Source organism: Rodentibacter sp. Ppn85, from assembly GCF_001999335.1.
Taxonomy (GTDB): Bacteria; Pseudomonadota; Gammaproteobacteria; order Enterobacterales; family Pasteurellaceae; genus Rodentibacter.
This window is the reverse complement of sequence record NZ_MLHS01000068.1, coordinates 1-15,915: the sequence shown is the minus strand read 5'-3', so window position 1 is coordinate 15,915 and position 15,915 is coordinate 1. Positions and strand designations below refer to the sequence as shown.

20 protein-coding genes are annotated in these 15,915 nt (G+C 38.2%); 11 read left to right on the top strand and 9 right to left on the bottom strand.

Going from position 1 to position 15,915, the window contains the following annotated elements:
• The 9 genes from BKL51_RS10755 to nudE all read right to left on the bottom strand — a co-directional run.
• Positions 1-243 (bottom strand): hypothetical protein (locus BKL51_RS10755; protein ID WP_143530610.1); only part of this gene is annotated, 243 nt, incomplete at its 3' end.
• Between the two features lie 79 nt (positions 244-322).
• Entirely contained in the window at positions 323-622 is a 300-nt protein-coding gene (locus tag BKL51_RS10750; RefSeq protein WP_233127125.1) for a DUF1304 domain-containing protein, read from the bottom strand.
• An 8-nt stretch (positions 623-630) separates the two neighbouring features.
• Complete coding sequence (gene pgl / locus BKL51_RS10745; protein ID WP_077466668.1) at positions 631-1,329, bottom strand: 6-phosphogluconolactonase; 699 nt, start codon at positions 1,327-1,329, stop codon at positions 631-633.
• A gap of 2 nt (positions 1,330-1,331) precedes the next feature.
• Positions 1,332-2,816, bottom strand: coding sequence for a glucose-6-phosphate dehydrogenase (gene zwf / locus BKL51_RS10740; RefSeq protein ID WP_077466667.1), 1,485 nt, complete (start codon positions 2,814-2,816; stop codon positions 1,332-1,334).
• Between the two features lie 67 nt (positions 2,817-2,883).
• A complete protein-coding gene (gene cysQ, locus BKL51_RS10735; RefSeq protein ID WP_077466666.1) occupies positions 2,884-3,708 on the bottom strand; it encodes a 3'(2'),5'-bisphosphate nucleotidase CysQ in 825 nt (274 codons plus the stop codon).
• Between the two features lie 24 nt (positions 3,709-3,732).
• Entirely contained in the window at positions 3,733-4,143 is a 411-nt protein-coding gene (locus BKL51_RS10730; protein WP_077466665.1) for a hypothetical protein, read from the bottom strand.
• Between the two features lie 19 nt (positions 4,144-4,162).
• On the bottom strand, positions 4,163-4,534 hold the full coding sequence (locus BKL51_RS10725) for a hypothetical protein (RefSeq protein WP_077466664.1): 372 nt from the start codon (positions 4,532-4,534) through the stop codon (positions 4,163-4,165).
• A 50-nt stretch (positions 4,535-4,584) separates the two neighbouring features.
• On the bottom strand, positions 4,585-6,585 hold the full coding sequence (locus BKL51_RS10720; RefSeq protein WP_077466663.1) for an OPT family oligopeptide transporter: 2,001 nt from the start codon (positions 6,583-6,585) through the stop codon (positions 4,585-4,587).
• 140 nt (positions 6,586-6,725) lie between these two features.
• The gene (nudE, locus tag BKL51_RS10715) at positions 6,726-7,283 is read right to left on the bottom strand and encodes an ADP compounds hydrolase NudE (protein WP_369801916.1); all 558 of its coding nucleotides are present in this window, start codon (positions 7,281-7,283) and stop codon (positions 6,726-6,728) included.
• Positions 7,284-7,355: 72 nt separating this feature from the next.
• Here nudE and hslR point away from each other — a divergent pair, with 72 nt between their 5' ends.
• From hslR to BKL51_RS10660, 11 genes are all read left to right on the top strand, one after another.
• Complete coding sequence (gene hslR / locus BKL51_RS10710; RefSeq protein ID WP_077466661.1) at positions 7,356-7,748, top strand: ribosome-associated heat shock protein Hsp15; 393 nt, start codon at positions 7,356-7,358, stop codon at positions 7,746-7,748.
• Positions 7,749-7,779: 31 nt separating this feature from the next.
• A complete protein-coding gene (locus tag BKL51_RS10705; RefSeq protein ID WP_077466669.1) occupies positions 7,780-8,700 on the top strand; it encodes a hypothetical protein in 921 nt (306 codons plus the stop codon).
• Between the two features lie 12 nt (positions 8,701-8,712).
• Entirely contained in the window at positions 8,713-9,882 is a 1,170-nt protein-coding gene (locus tag BKL51_RS10700; RefSeq protein WP_077466660.1) for an AAA family ATPase, read from the top strand.
• Positions 9,882-10,331 (top strand): type II toxin-antitoxin system VapC family toxin, encoded by a 450-nt coding sequence (locus tag BKL51_RS10695; RefSeq protein WP_077466659.1) that lies wholly within the window; start codon positions 9,882-9,884, stop codon positions 10,329-10,331. The genes BKL51_RS10700 and BKL51_RS10695 overlap by 1 nt, the downstream gene beginning before the upstream one ends.
• A complete protein-coding gene (locus BKL51_RS10690) occupies positions 10,331-11,473 on the top strand; it encodes a beta-ketoacyl-ACP synthase III (RefSeq protein WP_077466658.1) in 1,143 nt (380 codons plus the stop codon). The genes BKL51_RS10695 and BKL51_RS10690 overlap by 1 nt, the downstream gene beginning before the upstream one ends.
• Positions 11,463-12,416 carry a hypothetical protein gene (locus BKL51_RS12155; RefSeq protein WP_233127124.1) on the top strand — a complete coding sequence of 318 codons (954 nt, stop codon included), beginning with the start codon at positions 11,463-11,465 and terminating at the stop codon, positions 12,414-12,416. Before BKL51_RS10690 ends, BKL51_RS12155 begins: the two co-directional genes overlap by 11 nt.
• 40 nt (positions 12,417-12,456) lie before the next feature.
• Complete coding sequence (locus BKL51_RS10680; protein ID WP_077466657.1) at positions 12,457-13,452, top strand: virulence RhuM family protein; 996 nt, start codon at positions 12,457-12,459, stop codon at positions 13,450-13,452.
• A 28-nt stretch (positions 13,453-13,480) separates the two neighbouring features.
• Positions 13,481-14,470: a BtrH N-terminal domain-containing protein gene (locus BKL51_RS10675; RefSeq protein ID WP_077466656.1), complete on the top strand. Its 990-nt coding sequence runs from the start codon at positions 13,481-13,483 to the stop codon at positions 14,468-14,470.
• Positions 14,471-14,478: 8 nt separating this feature from the next.
• Positions 14,479-15,282 carry a toll/interleukin-1 receptor domain-containing protein gene (locus BKL51_RS10670; protein WP_143530609.1) on the top strand — a complete coding sequence of 268 codons (804 nt, stop codon included), beginning with the start codon at positions 14,479-14,481 and terminating at the stop codon, positions 15,280-15,282.
• A 1-nt stretch (position 15,283) separates the two neighbouring features.
• On the top strand, positions 15,284-15,748 hold the full coding sequence (locus tag BKL51_RS10665) for a hypothetical protein (protein WP_198930127.1): 465 nt from the start codon (positions 15,284-15,286) through the stop codon (positions 15,746-15,748).
• A 3-nt stretch (positions 15,749-15,751) separates the two neighbouring features.
• The coding region (locus BKL51_RS10660) for an ATP-binding cassette domain-containing protein (RefSeq protein ID WP_143530607.1) at positions 15,752-15,915 on the top strand (164 nt) is incomplete at its 3' end.

Sequence of the window (15,915 nt, the reverse complement as noted above, 5' to 3'; positions counted from 1 at the left end):
ATCAAATTTTTTCCCTTTAAAATAAGAAACAGAGCTACAAGCCATGTCCTTTAAAAATTCATGCTCTAATTCTGTCTTTTTAATATTTTCCTTAGAAAAATATTTATAAGTCAGCTCAAGATCTTGAACAGCCCTTTTATTATATGAATTATTTTTATATGCAAATATTGAAACTATTGTTGCTATAATTGTCGCTACTGAACCAATAATAGCTGTTATTATTCTTATTGTTGATTCATCCATTTTATTATTCCTAAAAACATCTATAAGATGTGTAATATTATCTCACACACCAATACCAACACCGCCGGCAATCCCTGTTTCACCAAAATCCCTTTATTCTTCGTTGCATCGCTCCAAAAGTCGCAGCAATAATCACGCAAGTTAAAAAGAAATAAATCACTGAAATTTGCTGAATGACATAACCGAAAATAATCCCAGCAGCCAGAAAACCGTTGTACACCCCTTGATTAGCAAACATCGCCTTCACTTTCTGTTGGGCGATAAATTCGTCCGTTAAACTAAAAATGCATTTGGCTGTTTTTCCTTCAACAGCAAACATTTCTAAATAAAGAATATAAAAATGTTCGAGTGCCACAAGTGCGGTCAAAATATGGGCCATAATTTCCACTATAACAACTCTGCCGCTGCTTTATCCAAGTACCACTCCGTTATGCCGTTTTGGGCTTTAATTTTCGCTGCCGGATAAGGTAAATATTCAGCCGGTACGGTTTGGATTTCTTTTAGGATTTTCGCCTTGCTTTCTCCCGTAACAAGATAAGTAATGCGTTTTGCCCGCACAATTAATTTTGCCGTTTTAGAAATACGGATCTGCCCGCTGTCAGGGTGTTTTGCAATCACCGCAAGGTTTTCATCATCAAAATTCGTCTGATACGGGAATAACGAAGCCGTGTGTCCATCCGTCCCCATGCCTAAAATAATCCAATCAAAAACATCGTCAGAAATGACCGCACTTAGTTCTTCTTGGAAACGCTTCAGTTCAACCTGCGGTTCATTTTCGCCACGAATTCGATGAATGTTTTCAGCAGGAATTTGAATATGATCGAACAAAAGCTTTTGCACCTCGCCATAATTACTTTCGGGATCTTGTGCCGCAACCATTCGTTCATCCCCCCACCAAAAATGTAGGTTTTGCCAATGAATTTCTGTATTGTAAGGGGGCTGTGCTAAGGTCTTAAACAATAATTTTGGCGTACTTCCGCCCGATAACGAAATATGAATCGGGCGTTGTTGTTCACTATATGTTTTTAATTCTTGCGCAATTTTTTCAACTGCTTGTTGTGCCGTATCAAAAATTATGGTGTTCATTTTTATACCTTTTTCTTCATCAAACCGCTCGGTTTACGCCATACTTTGCCCTGTCTGGCAATAAGTTTATCCGCAGCGACAGGCCCCCAAGTACCGGCTTCGTACTCATGAATTCTCCCACCGTTAGCTTTATAATCTAAGATAGGTTGAACAAATTTCCATGCGGCATGAACCGCATCCGTACGAGCGAATAGCGTTGCATCACCTTTCATCGCGTCCAGCAATAAACGTTCATAGGCCGTCAAAACTTGTGCACCGGCAAGATCCGCATAGCGGAAATCCATTGACACTTCTTTGGCTTCAAAGCCGGCTCCCGGTTTTTTCAACCCAAAACGCATTGAAATGCCTTCATCCGGTTGAATACGGATGATGAGTTTATTTTCCGGGGCATTTTGGCTGAATACCGGATGTGGTGTGGTTTTAAAATGAATCACAATTTCTGTCACGCGAGTAGGTAAGCGTTTCCCCGTACGCACATAGAAAGGTACGCCAGCCCAACGCCAATTTTCGATTTCACAACGCAGTGCCATATAAGTATCTGTGTGTGAATCTGCCGGTACGCCTTTTTCTTCCAAATACCCTTTCACTATGTTGCCTTTCACTTCACCGGCGGTATATTGACCAAGCACTAAATTATGCTCCACATCTTCTTGTGTGAGAGGACGTAAACAGTGCATAACTTTTGCCACTTCATCACGCATTGAGTCCGCATTAATGATTGCCGGTGGTTCCATTGCCACCATTGCAAGCACTTGCAATAAGTGATTTTGGAACATATCCCGCATTGCACCGGAGCCGTCATAATAGCCGCCACGCTCTTCAACGCCAATGGATTCGGCACCGGTGATTTCAACATAATCAATAAAATTACGATTCCAAAGCGGTTCAAACCAGCCATTAGAAAAACGCAATACGAGCAAGTTTTGCACGGTTTCTTTACCAAGATAATGGTCGATACGGTAGATTTGCTGTTCTTCAAAGAAACGGTGAATTTGTACATCCAGCACTTGCGCCGTTTTTTCATCATAGCCAAAGGGCTTTTCTACGATAATACGCTTCCAACCGTATTCCTCCGTATTTAAGCCATGTGCCGCCAAACATTCGGTAATAACACCATAAAGGCTTGGCGGAGTGGACATATAATAGAGTGTGTTGCCACAGGTTTGATATTTATCGTGTAATTCGTCCAAACGAGGCACTAATTTGCCATAGTCTGCGGCATCCGCCGTATTCACGGCTTGGTAATAAAGATGATGACAAAATTCATCAAGGGTTTCAGGTGTGGTATCTTCATTATTGATTAAGGCTTCACGCATTTTCATGCGGAAAGTTTCATCATTAAGTTCCGAACGCGCAACACCAAGCACAGAGAAGTTGCCTCCTAATCTTCCAATTTTGAAGAGATTATAAAGTGCCGGAATGAGTTTTCGGTGGGTTAAATCACCGGATGCGCCAAAAATTACGATACAGCAGTTCTCAGTTTGCATAATTATCCTTATAAAAATACTGAGTGAAATGACAGACTATTCTAACGAAAATTACCCATCTAACCAATCAATTAAATCGAAAGATAAATTTCCAATTTATAGATTTATCTGCCACCATCACAAAATCCGGATTAATCAATGTTTCGCGTTGGTTGTACGTTAGCGGTGCAAATTGCGGGTCAAAAATTTTTCCGTTCGTTTCCCCCAATAAAACGTCTGCCCCTGCCGTATCCCATTCTCCGGTTTGCCCAAGGCGAACATAGCAATCTACCATGCCTTCCGCCACCAAACCGCTTTTTAAACTGCTAGAACCCATCACAACAAATTCACAAGGAAAATCTTTCGGTAAAATTGACCGCACTTTTTGCTGTGACATAGTTGCCCCCACCGCAATGCGTAATGTTGGGGAACAGGAAGTGCAGTTAACATCTATGGTATTTTTAGCCAATTTTTTTACTTGTCCGCCTTGTTTTTTAAAGGCACCAAAATCTTCCATCGCATAATAAGTAAGGGATAATATCGGGGCGTGAATAACGCTTAACACGGGTTTATTGTTACGGACTAGAGTGATTAAAACGGAAAATTGATCGGTGCGATTAATAAATTGTTGTGTACCATCGAGCGGATCGATGAGCCAATATTCTTTCCAAGTTTTGCGTTCCTCAAAAGGAATATCACAATTTTCTTCAGAAAGTACCGGTATTTGAGGGAAAAGTGCGGTCAGTTTTTCTATTAAAAATTGGCTAACAAAAAGATCAGCTTCAGTTACTGGCGTATTATCCTGTTTAATTTGTACATCAATATGCTGTTGGTAAAAACGTTTTAGATGATCACCGGCTTGGTAGGCAATCGGTAAAACTTGATTGAGTAAGTGTTCATTAAGCGGCAACATAAAACCTCCCGACAATATTTTTCATCACGATTTTGTTTTGGGTAATAAAAATGGCAAGACAAAGAGAGAATAAAACACCATACCGCACATATTTAATAATCCCAGCACTAGCCCATCTTTAATTAACCATGTCCAGATTGATATATCCGGTTCTTTTATTACGACCAATAAATAAGCAATGAAATAAAAATAGAAAAAACCGATCAATGATGAACATAGCACAATCGATAGGATATTATAGCGTACATAGCGATATTTAGTGGCGACCAAAGCAATCAGAAAAGCGGGGATGGTTGCTAGGATAAAAGCAATGAAAAGGTAGTGGCTAAAAGGTATGATTACATCAAGATCCCAATCCAAAAACCAAAATAATGCAGTGGCTAACCCTTGCAAAATCAGCGGAAACAAAATTAATGCTTTGCGATAACGTTTCATAAAATCTCCCTACAATTTCTTATGATGATTTGGTTTTTGGCAAAAGCGATGGCAGCATAAGTAAAGCGAAAAATGTGATAAGGCACATAAACACCAATCCTGGTATAAACGCAATATCTAGTCTGTCAGAGAAACAAAATATGAGGATGGTAGGATAAAAAAAGCCCACTAATGCGGAACACAACACGATTGCGACAATGTTATAGCGTATATAACGGAATTTGGCGGTAATGAGGCTAATCAGAAAAGCGGGAATCGTGATGAAAATAAAAGTAACCATGGCGTAAATCTTAAAAGGATTGACATGTCGATCCCAAAGCCAAAGCAGCACAATCGCTAATCCCTGTGAAATGAGAGGAAATAAGATTAATGCTTTAAGATAAGATTTCATAAAAAATAGGCTATCGGGAAAGATAGCCTATTTTAAAGGAATTTTAGGGATTAATCAGATTTTTTCGCACGTAATACGCGAGAAGCAAAAATGATGATCCCTAGGATAAATACGGTTAAGCCGAGTATCTCACTAATGCCGCCCCAATTTTCAAGGTTAAGTGCCAGTGGTGCTTCCGAACCACCAGATGTAACAGAAGCCGCAATAATAAATGCAAGAATAACTCCCATTAGACTTTCCCCCACAATCAATCCAGCTGAGAAAAGCGTACCAAAACGTTCGGCTTTAGCCAAAATTTGTTTATCGCCGGTGCGTGCCGCATATTTTGTAATATGGCGGTTAATAAACCAAGCTAAGAAAGCACCAACTACAACCGGTGTATTAATAGACGGCGGTAAATAAATCCCCATCCCCACCGCTAATACCGGTAATGCAAAGGCTTTATTACTCACTTTTTTTAAGAAGGCATCAATAATAATTAACACCGCACCTAAACCTACACCGGTTAAAATGTATGTCCATTCTAATTGATTAGTAAAAATACCTTGTGAGATGGTTGTCATAATCGTGGCTTGCGGTGCGGAAAGTGCTTGGGTCGGATCCATATCCGGACGTGGCAATGCGCCGCTGAAACCATAAGCGTGATATAAAATTTCCAATACCGGTGCAATCACCAGCGCACCGACAAAACAGCCGATAATCAATGCCACTTGCTGACGCCATGGCGTTGCTTCAACCAATAGACCGGTTTTTAAATCTTGTAAGTTATCGTTAGAAATCGTTGCGGTGGTTAAAACAATAGACGCCGTAAACAGCGTAAGTGCGGTTAAAAATTGCTGACCATCTGTAGTTTCAAATAAACCCGCAGCATTACCGATAGAAACCAATACAAGGGAAATCACAATCACCGAAATAATCCCGATACCGGAAATCGGACTGGATGACGATCCCACTAACCCCGCCATGTACCCGGAAGCGGCCGCCACAAAAAAGCCAATAAATACCGCTAAGAAAGTACAAACCACAACTAATAAAATAGAAAGCTCCGGAGAAATAGGTGAAGCCGCAATAAAGTGATGTAATGAAATCACGATCAATACAACGGTTGCAATAAGGATATAAATCATAGTTTTTGGTGAGAGATCGATATCAATGCGATGATCCGATTCGGATTGACCTCCTTTCAACATACGGAACGAATGCACCATGCCTTCTACCATAGGTTTCATTAAAACCAATAATGTCCAGATTGCGGCAATACCGATAGTGCCAACACCAATAAAACGAACTTTGGTTTTCCATGTACTCATCGCAAAATCGATTAAGCCCATATCTGTCGGCATATCACCGGACATGGTAAAGAATGGAACGGCAACACCCCAAGTTAGAACCAATCCGACTAATATTGCGATACCGCCTACGATACCGATTAAATAGCCGGCACCTAACAACGCAAGAGAGAATCCCATTGGCAATTGGAAAGCGGCTTTACCGGTTTGAATCCATGCACTCGCCCCATCCGCCATCACACGCAAGCCGTTTGTTAAAAATGCCACTACTCCCGCTAATACCCCGCCATACGCAATGTCTTTTGCACCGGAATTATCTTTGTCATGATTCCCCGCCTTTAAAATTTCGGCAGCGGCTACACCCTCCGGATAAGGTAAATCACTATTCACGACCATCGCACGACGTAATGGAATAGTAAACAAGACCCCCAATGTCCCGCCGGAGGCACAAATCAACATAGTTTGCCAAAATGGAAAATCATTCCAGTATCCCATCATTAACAAACCCGGTAAAACGAAAATAACGGAAGATAAGGTACCGGCTGCGGAAGCCTGGGTTTGAACCATGTTATTTTCCAAGATAGTAGAATCTTTAAAGAATTTTAACACCGCCATAGAAATAACAGCGGCAGGAATAGAAGAGGCAAAAGTCATCCCGACCTTTAACCCCAAATAGACGTTAGACGCAGTGAAAATCACTGTAATTAACGCCCCGAGAATCATCCCACGAAACGTGAGTTCTTTTAAATTTGAATGAGGCATAATTTTTCCTAGGTTAAGTAAAAAGACGTTCACTTTCCCAAGAAACATAAAAAAGTTCAAGAATTATTTTAATATTTCTTTAATTAAATTAAAAAATATTTAATAAATAGGTCATTTATTAGAAAATGATTAATACTCCATCATCCCAGACTATTCAAATAATCTCTCAACGCATAAAGTGCGGTCAAATTTCGGGCTTCATTAAAATTAGGATCGCCAATCAATTCATCTAATTCAGCAAGCGGAAAACGAACCAATTCCAACGGTTCGGGTTCGTCTCCTTCAAGCTTACAGGGGTAGAAATCCTGCGCAATAAAAATATGCATTGGATTACGCATATAACTTGGACTGGTGATGACCGTCCGCAAAAAATGAAACTGTTTTGCCCCCAAGCCAATTTCCTCTTTTAGCTCACGATTTGCCGCCTCTTGTGGGGTTTCTCCCATATCTACGCCACCTTTTGGAAAACCAAGCTCGTAATGTTCCGTACCCACAGCGTATTCTCTAATCAGTAAAAGATCATTTCCATCAATCGGCACAATCATCACCGCCTGATTTAAACCGGGTTTAAAACGTTCATAGGTTCGCTTTTCACCGTTGCTAAATTCTAAATCAACCGCCTGAATTTCAAATAAACGGGATTTTGCTATTGTGCGTGTAGATAAAATTTTCGGCAACGACGTTTGATCATCCGACATCATAGGTTTTCCCTTATTTTGTGATACCATGGACACAAACTGTATCACAAATTAAGCAAAGAGAGATCGTAAATGGAAGAAAAAGACGTTCGCCTCGATAAATGGTTATGGGCAGCCCGTTTCTATAAAACCCGTAGTATTGCCAAAGCAATGATTGAAGGAGGCAAGGTACATTACAACGGACAACGTGCAAAAGTGAGCAAAATCGTAGAAATCGGTGCAATCTTAAAATTACGCCAAGGAAATGAAGAAAAAGAAGTGGAAATACTGGCATTAAGCAGCCAGCGACGTGGCGCACCCGAAGCACAGTTGCTTTATCGTGAAACGGATCAAAGTGTGAAAAAACGAGAAGAAACGGCATGGGCAAGAAAAAATAACGCCCTCTCAATGCCCCACCCCGACCGCCGCCCGAATAAAAAAGAGCGTCGGGACTTATTGAAGTTTAAACATCAAGAATTAAATTGAATCTATTTTTGAATTTGATATGACCATGCCTATGCCAAAAGAATCTCAAAATATCCTTGTCATTTCCTATTCACAAACAGGACAACTTTCCCGTCTTGTTGAACATTTTCTTAAACCGTTACAAAGCAATGATATTTATATAGAACATCACATCATTAAACCATGCGAACCTTATCCTTTCCCTTGGAAATTTATTTCCTTTTTTAATCAATTTCCCGAAACGGTGCATTTGCAACCTGCCCCCATTCATTCCCCCGAACTCCAACAAAAAAAATACGATCTCGTGATTGTCGCCTACACAGTTTGGTTTCTTTCGCCAAGTCAGCCGATAACTGCTTTTTTACAATCGGAACAAGCTCAAAGACATTTAAAAAATACTCCGGTCATTACCCTGATCGGCTGCCGTAATATGTGGCTGCAGGCACAAGAAAAAATGAAATCCTTATTGGCGGATTGTGGTGCAAATTTGATTGCGAATGTAGTAAAAGTGGATCAATCTAACGACTGGGCAAGTTTTATCACCACACCAATGTGGATGCTTACAGGGAAGAAAAAAGCAGTTGCTTGGTTGCCGAGTGCGGGTATTGCCGAAAGTGAAATAAAAGATATGCAACGCTTCGGAACCGTGCTTTTACAAAAAATAACAGAAAATCAACCGCTTGATAAAACCCTTTTCCAAAATATGGGTGCAGTAAAAATTGACGAAAAACTCATGATGAGCGAAAAAGTCGGGGCAAGAAGCTTCCATATTTGGGGAAAATTGCTGATAAAGTGCGGTCAAATTTCACCGAGTTTTCGCAAAATCGTATTATACTTCTATATTGTTTTCTTAGTGGCTATGATTTTAACGGTTGTCCCGATTTCAGCGGTGATAAAACGTCTATTAAAACCACTGATACAGAAAAAATTAAATGAACAAAAACGCTATTTTGCCGAGCCGAGTGGAGAATAAGAAGGAAATATTATGAAAGAGTTATTATCAGGAAAAATACGCTTTGAGCAAGTGAGAGGCGTAGGAACAATGGAATTAGATTTTCTACCAGAACAACGAGTTTATACGTTAATTGGGGAAAATGGTGTAGGGAAAACGAAATTCTTAGAGAGTTGGTTTAGTGTTTTATTATTATCTAGTAATTCTATTATAAGACAGCAGCATAGCTATATTCAAACTAAGTATGTACCTTTTAAGAAATTTAACAAAAATGACTTTTCGTTAGATATAAATAAATATGGAGAAGGCTATTCCCCAGCAAATAATAATCATAATATAACTTTGTTAATGCATAATTTTCCTGTTGTTTATTTATCTGCACAACACCGTGGTGAATTACAATCTAAACCTATTTATGAACGAAATAGAATTTCAGAATTAGGAAACAAATCAGATCGAAAAGATAAATACATACAGTATCTATTGGAATGTTTTAATGGAAATCCAGAGAGAATTAGAAATCTTAATATGGATGTAGATATTGAAGAATGGATTGTTCAGAGAGCTCAATCTGCCAACCCTTATCAAGCAGAAGAAGATAATCGAGAAATTGAATTAAAAACCTTGTTAGATTTATTGAATAAGATAGATGAAAGAATAGATCCCCTATATTTAAAAACTTCTGGCTCAAATGAAGTTTTTATTCGGATCGAAAATCAAAAACGAGAATTGTCCGAGCTATCTAGTGGTTTTTCATCAATCTTAAAAATTCTTCAATCCATTATCGCAGGATATAGTTATTTTACTAATGAAACACAGATTGCCAATGTGCGTGGTGTTGTGCTTATTGATGAAATAGAAAGCCATTTACATAATCAGTGGCAAGTAAAAATTATTCCGTTGTTGAAGAAACTATTTCCAAATACGACATTTTTTATTACAACGCATTCATCTTTAGTAATCAGTCAATTAGAACACGGTGAAGCCTATCGTTTAGAACGGGATAAAAGTGATGGTGTTGTTTATGGCAAGTTGATTGATTATCCAAGCAATGTATCTTTTATTGATTTATTGCATGATGCTTTTGATGTGAATTTAAATGAATTAAAACGGTTACGACTAAATGAAGATAAGCAACAGGAAGCTAAAAAAGCCTTATTACAATTAGTTCAGCAAGAATTAGCAAATATGGAGAATAAATAATGGCAGATTATTTATTAGATACCAATTATTTAGTTTATCTTGTTGATCCTAATGCAGACGAGACAAAAAAGCGAGAAGTGCTTATTGATTTTGAGCAAAAACTAGAAGATGAAAATAACCGTTTTGTATTAACGCCATTAATTCGTTATGAAGTATTGAGAGGAGTAAAATGGCAAGATAAAACTAAATTAGCCCAATTAGAACATATTCTAAAACAATTTAAATCTTTAGATATTCGAGATGAAATTGCCGATCTTGCACGAGATTTATATCGCTTTGATGAGTATGAATCGAAAAGAGATAATGTACCTAAAAATTTAGAAAAACGTAAATTTGATATGTTTCATTATGCAACAGCGAAACTAGAAAACTTGCAAGTGTTATCAAAAGATAGTGATTTATCACAGATCGAAAAATTACACGAACGAATGAGACGGGAAAATAGCTAATGCAAAACGTCTATATTAATAAAATTTCTGCTTTCTTACCTAATGCTCCCGTTTCAAACGATGAAATGGAGACTGTACTTGGTATGGTGGGCGAAACACCGTCTCGAGTGCGTAAAATGATCCTACGTTCTAATGGTATTCAGCAACGTTATTATGCGATTGCTCCGAAAACTCGTCAAGCGACACACACTAGCACTGAACTTGCGGTGCAAGCGGTCAAAAACTTAGGAATTTCTGCAAATGCGTTTACCAGTCTTGCGGTAGGTACGTCTTACCCAGACCAAATTTTACCGGGACAAGGCGTGATGGTACACGGCTTGCTTGAAAATGCCCCACCGATGGAAGTGATGTCGATGTCGGGTGTATGTGCGGCTGGAATGGCGGCAATGAAACACGCCTTCAATGCAGTTCGTACTGGGGATCATCAATGTGCGGTAGCGGTGGCGTCTGAATGTGCATCAGCGATTATGCGTAGCGAAAATTTCAAGGCAGAAGCAGACAGTAAATTACTTGAAAATGCGAGACCAGAAATCGGTTTTGAAAAAGATTTCTTGCGTTGGATGTTATCGGATGGTGCTGGTGCAGTGGCACTTTCCAATCAACCGAATGAAAAAGGGTTAAGTTTTAAAATCGACTGGATTGAATTGGTTTCCTTTGCCAATGAAATGCCTGTGTGTATGTACGCAGGTGGTGATGTGCAAGACGGCAAATTTGTGAGCTGGAAATCCGTTTCGCAAGCGGAACGTGACGCACAAAGTTTTATGGCAATTAAACAGGATGTGAAATTACTCAACGAAAATATTGTGCGTTGCACCGTCGAAAATGCACTTAAGCGGTTGATTTCAAAATATAATTTGCAAGCAGAAAATATTGACTATTTCTTACCGCACTATTCATCAGGTTTCTTCCGCGATCGCTTGTTAGACGGTTTACGCAATATTAATTTTGAAATTCCGCAGGAAAAATGGTTTACCAATCTGACCTATTGCGGCAATACAGGTTCAGCATCGATTTACATTATTTTGGAAGAATTTAGCCGCACGTTCGATCTGAAATCGGGGCAAAAAGTGATTTGCTATGTGCCAGAGAGCGGACGATTTTCAAGTTGTTTTATGTTGTTGGAGGTTATCAATGGAAATTGATGACATTCCCCAAGACGACAGCAAAATTTTCCAAGGGCAACGGAAAGTGATTTACGCCACCCGCAACGGAAAATTTGAAGCAGGTACTAGCACAGGCTGGCAAGCGGAAGAATTTGCCACCGAACAGGCGGTGGACGAACTTAATCAACTGACCGAACAGGCACTACAAGCGGTCAAAAACGGCGAAAAATCGGTTATTTACTACCTAATGTATAAAAACCGCTACGATCTCCAAACCCTCGCCCAAGCCACCGGTTTCTGGCAATGGCAAATCAAACGGCATTTTAGACCTGAGGTTTTTGGGAAGTTGAGTGAGAGAAATTTGAAAAAGTATGCAGAGGCATTCAAACTAGCATTAGATAAATTGCATAGGGAAGATTTTATGAATGATTATAAAATTGAGTTCGAAAAAGCAGTAGAAAGAACTAAAAGGCTTTCCCTTGATATAGGGCACCCAGTTTTTTATACAGAAGCTAGATTGTTAAAAAATAGTGATAATGAGAAAAAATTAATAGATTTCTGTCAGGGTGAGTTGCCTCAATTTACACTTGACCAAATAGTAGCTCAATGTATTAAAATTCATTTCGAATTTAAAGAAAAATTGAAGAAATTATTTGATTGTCCGCTTTATTACACTATTGGATATATTCAAGTCGGTAATAATAAAATGTTTTATCAGTCAGAAGACTCATTAGAATCTTTACTAAAAACGGAAGTATCAAACAATTCCGTAAAAATACATACTTGGCTAACGTTACCCTCGATGGAAATTTTAGATTTCACATTTCCTACGACTTATGGAAAAGTAATAGGTAAGAAAAATATGTATGGGAAAACAATTATTCTACATCCAGAAGAACTTACAGGAGGAGTTAGCTATCATCCTATGCTTGTAGGAGAAGATTTTTTATTCAAGATTGGTGCAATTAAGTATGAGTGCTAGTTAGTTTATTAATAGATTTATATCCTGCAAAGAAATAACGATGTCAAAATATAACAATATTATCATTTACACCACCGAAGACGGCTTATCCCAATTCACTCTCCGTGAATTAGGTGAACAATTATGGCTCAGTCAGTTGGAAATTGCAGAACTCTATCAAACAACTAAGCAAAATATTAGCAAGCATATTAAAGCAATTTTGGCAGAAAATGAGTTAAGCGAAAATTCAGTTGTCAACTTTCAGTTGACAACTGCTGCTGATGGTAAGAATTACAACACTCAGATTTATTCATTACCTATGATTTTAGCGATTGGCTACCGTGTACGCTCCACTCGTGGCACTCAGTTTCGTCAGTGGGCAACCCGAACATTAAGTGAATATATCCAGAAAGGCTTTGTGTTAGATGAAGTACGGTTAAAAAATCCGCCAATTGGTACAAATCAAGCGGATGATTATTTCGATCTGTTATTGGATAAAATTCGGGATATTCGGGCGAGTGAACGCCGAATGTATTTGCGTGTGAGAGAGATTTTTACCCTAGCGGCAGATTATCAGCCTAGTTTTAAAGAAACTACGCAGTTTTTCCAAAAAATACAGAATAAACTCCATTTTGCCTGCACGGATAAAACAGCTGCGGAACTGATTTTCCAACGAGCTAATGCAGAATTGCCGAATATGGGATTAACCAATTTTCGTGGTTCAGATGTTGTCAGAAAAGATGTTACTGTGGCGAAAAACTATTTGAATGAACGAGAAATTACGGCGTTAAATCGGATTGTATCAATGTGGTTGGATTTTGCTGAAGATCAAGCCAGCCGTAAAAAACAATTTTTCTTAAAGGATTGGGAAGAAAAGTTGGATAGCTTTCTAGCTTTTAACGACCGAAATGTGTTGAAAAATCAGGGTTCTATTAGCAAAGAACAAGCTGATAAAAAAGCCTTGTTGGAATATGATAAATTTAATCAACAACGCCGTTTAGAAAAAGAAAAAGAGGGCGAAATTTATATAAAGCAGCTCTTAAAATTAAAGAAATAAGCAGTGATATTTTTAGAAAATTTTACAAATGAATAACTTTACCCACCAACACACCGCCCATTGCGAAAGCGGGGTGATGTCAACGTTATTAAAATCGCACGGGGCGGAGCTGAACGAGGCGATGGTCTTTGGTTTGGCATCTGCTTTGACGTTTGTTTATCTGCCGATTATCAAAGTCAGCGGAATGCCATTGATTTCTTACCGTATTCCACCGAAGCACATTATTAAAAATGTGTCGAAAATGCTGAAAGTGCGGTTGAAAATGCAGAAATTTTCTAATGAAATGGCAGGGAAACAGGCGTTAGATCAAGCGTTGCAAAACGGCAAATTAGTCGGCTTGCAGACGTCGGTTTTTTGGCTGCCTTATTTTCCACCCGAAATGCGTTTCCATTTTAACGCCCATAATTTATTGGTGTATGGCAAAGAGCAAGAGGAATATTTAATCAGCGATCCGGTATTTGAAACAGTGCAACGCTGTGCGGTTCAAGATTTGCAAAAAGCCCGTTTTGCCAAAGGGGCATTGGCGGCAAAAGGGCTGATGTATTATTTTGAACAAACGCCTGATTTTTCTCAAATTGACCTATCGACTTTAGTCCGCAAGGCAATCCGTAAACAAGCCAAACAAATGCTTGCCCCACTGTTTTTTGTTGGCGTAAAAGGGATTCGCACGGTGGCGAAATCTATCGAAAAATTGGCAAATGGTAAAAAAGGTGAGAAATACAACCGCTTGTACCTCGGACATATCGTGCGAATGCAGGAAGAAATCGGCACAGGCGGAGCAGGTTTTCGTTATCTTTATGCTTATTTTCTCGAACAAGCGGCTGAAATTTGCAACGAACCCAAATTCAAGCAAGCTTCCGAGCAAATGACTGAAATCGGCGACCAATGGCGAGAATTTGCAACCCTTTGTGTGAAACAATGTCGCAAGCCAAATGCAGAGGGGTATGATGAGATTGGTGCATTTTTGCGAGGGATTGCGGATAATGAAAAGCAATTATGGAAATTACTTACAATGTAGGAGTTTTAATGTATAAGAAATTTAAAATAGATCTAAATGAATTAACATATATTGAAGAAAATGTTTCCACTAGTTGGGAATATTTAGTTAGTATTGGTTGCTCTCAATTTAATAACATTAAAGAATCAGTAGAAAGTGATTTAACAGAATTTACAAATCCTGATGGTTCTTTACAGGCAGACGATATTGTAAACTATTGGTTTCCATCTATAAATGCCGATATATTTATTTCTCACTCACATAAAGATGAGGAGTATGTGTTAGGGTTGGCTGGATGGCTTAAAACACATTTTGGACTTAATTCATTTATTGATTCAGCAGTTTGGGGATATTCAGATGAGTTATTGAAAAAAATTGATAACAAGTACTGTAAAAGCCTAAACGGTAATACATATGACTATCAAAAGAGAAATCGTTCAACGAGTCACGTTCATATGATGCTATCAACAGCATTAATGAATATGATTGATAAATGTGAAGTATTTATGTTTGTTGAAACACAAAATTCATTTACCCCATCTGAGTATTTTAGCTCTGATGGAGAAACTGAATCTCCATGGATATATTCTGAATTATCGTTAGTTGCTAAACTTCAAGAGAATATTCCTGAACGTTTTAAAAGAAATATACCAACCTGTGATTCAATCGAATTCTCCGAGTCGTTAGAGAATTTAAGAATAAAATATCCAGCAAATATGTCTGGCTTAACTACTCTAACTTCGGATATTTTAGTTAAGTGGAAAAATAGCAGTACTCGTGTTCTAGATAAAGTTAGGAATTTAGATAATCTATATAGATTAGTAAGAGAGTAGTATGACAGACGAAAATAAAATAGCCTATTTAGAAATGATTCAAGGTGTAATTAATCGTACGGGAACTAATTCTTTTATGATTAAGGGATGGGCTGTAACGTTAGTTTCTGCATTATTCGCATTATCTGTGGAAAACTATAAGTTTCTATTTATTGCTTTAATTCCAATATTGTTATTTTGGTATTTAGATGCTTTCTTTTTACGCCAAGAGAGATTGTTTAGAAAATTGTATGATGATGTTATTTCAAAAAATAATTCTGATATTACGTTCTCAATGAATACAGAGGGTTATTGTGTAGATTCGCAATTAAAGATAGCTTTTAGTAAAACTTTAGTTTGTTTTTATGGACTACTTTTATTTGTAGTAATTATGTTTTTAATTGTTTTCTTACTATCTAATTTAGAATATAGCAGTTTATTGTTAGATAAATTTAAGGCATTTTGTATATTTACTGAAGTTAATTAAATAATGTTAAAAATTAAAAGCATTTCCTATCAATACCCCAACACTCAAACACGAGCATTGTGCAATATAAACCTACACCTCCCCCAAGGCACCTCCATTGGTTTACTCGGCCCTAACGGCGCAGGGAAAACTACGTTAATGTCGTTAATGGCTGGGTTACAATCCAT

Bases quoted from the DNA above. Each gene is read 5' to 3' on its own strand.
- cysQ (WP_077466666.1), bottom strand. From the start codon at position 3,708: ATGTTGCCGCTTAATGAACACTTACTCAATCAAGTTTTACCGATTGCC.
- BKL51_RS10705 (WP_077466669.1), top strand. From the start codon at position 7,780: ATGCCAAAAGAATCTCAAAATATCCTTGTCATTTCCTATTCACAAACA.
- BKL51_RS12155 (WP_233127124.1), top strand. From the start codon at position 11,463: ATGGAAATTGATGACATTCCCCAAGACGACAGCAAAATTTTCCAAGGG.
- zwf (WP_077466667.1), bottom strand. From the start codon at position 2,816: ATGCAAACTGAGAACTGCTGTATCGTAATTTTTGGCGCATCCGGTGAT.
- hslR (WP_077466661.1), top strand. From the start codon at position 7,356: ATGGAAGAAAAAGACGTTCGCCTCGATAAATGGTTATGGGCAGCCCGT.
- BKL51_RS10700 (WP_077466660.1), top strand. From the start codon at position 8,713: ATGAAAGAGTTATTATCAGGAAAAATACGCTTTGAGCAAGTGAGAGGC.
- pgl (WP_077466668.1), bottom strand. From the start codon at position 1,329: ATGAACACCATAATTTTTGATACGGCACAACAAGCAGTTGAAAAAATT.
- BKL51_RS10670 (WP_143530609.1), top strand. From the start codon at position 14,479: ATGTATAAGAAATTTAAAATAGATCTAAATGAATTAACATATATTGAA.
- BKL51_RS10675 (WP_077466656.1), top strand. From the start codon at position 13,481: ATGAATAACTTTACCCACCAACACACCGCCCATTGCGAAAGCGGGGTG.
- nudE (WP_369801916.1), bottom strand. From the start codon at position 7,283: ATGTCGGATGATCAAACGTCGTTGCCGAAAATTTTATCTACACGCACA.
- BKL51_RS10730 (WP_077466665.1), bottom strand. From the start codon at position 4,143: ATGAAACGTTATCGCAAAGCATTAATTTTGTTTCCGCTGATTTTGCAA.
- BKL51_RS10750 (WP_233127125.1), bottom strand. From the start codon at position 622: ATGGCCCATATTTTGACCGCACTTGTGGCACTCGAACATTTTTATATT.
- BKL51_RS10725 (WP_077466664.1), bottom strand. From the start codon at position 4,534: ATGAAATCTTATCTTAAAGCATTAATCTTATTTCCTCTCATTTCACAG.
- BKL51_RS10690 (WP_077466658.1), top strand. From the start codon at position 10,331: ATGCAAAACGTCTATATTAATAAAATTTCTGCTTTCTTACCTAATGCT.
- BKL51_RS10665 (WP_198930127.1), top strand. From the start codon at position 15,284: ATGACAGACGAAAATAAAATAGCCTATTTAGAAATGATTCAAGGTGTA.
- BKL51_RS10720 (WP_077466663.1), bottom strand. From the start codon at position 6,585: ATGCCTCATTCAAATTTAAAAGAACTCACGTTTCGTGGGATGATTCTC.
- BKL51_RS10695 (WP_077466659.1), top strand. From the start codon at position 9,882: ATGGCAGATTATTTATTAGATACCAATTATTTAGTTTATCTTGTTGAT.
- BKL51_RS10680 (WP_077466657.1), top strand. From the start codon at position 12,457: ATGTCAAAATATAACAATATTATCATTTACACCACCGAAGACGGCTTA.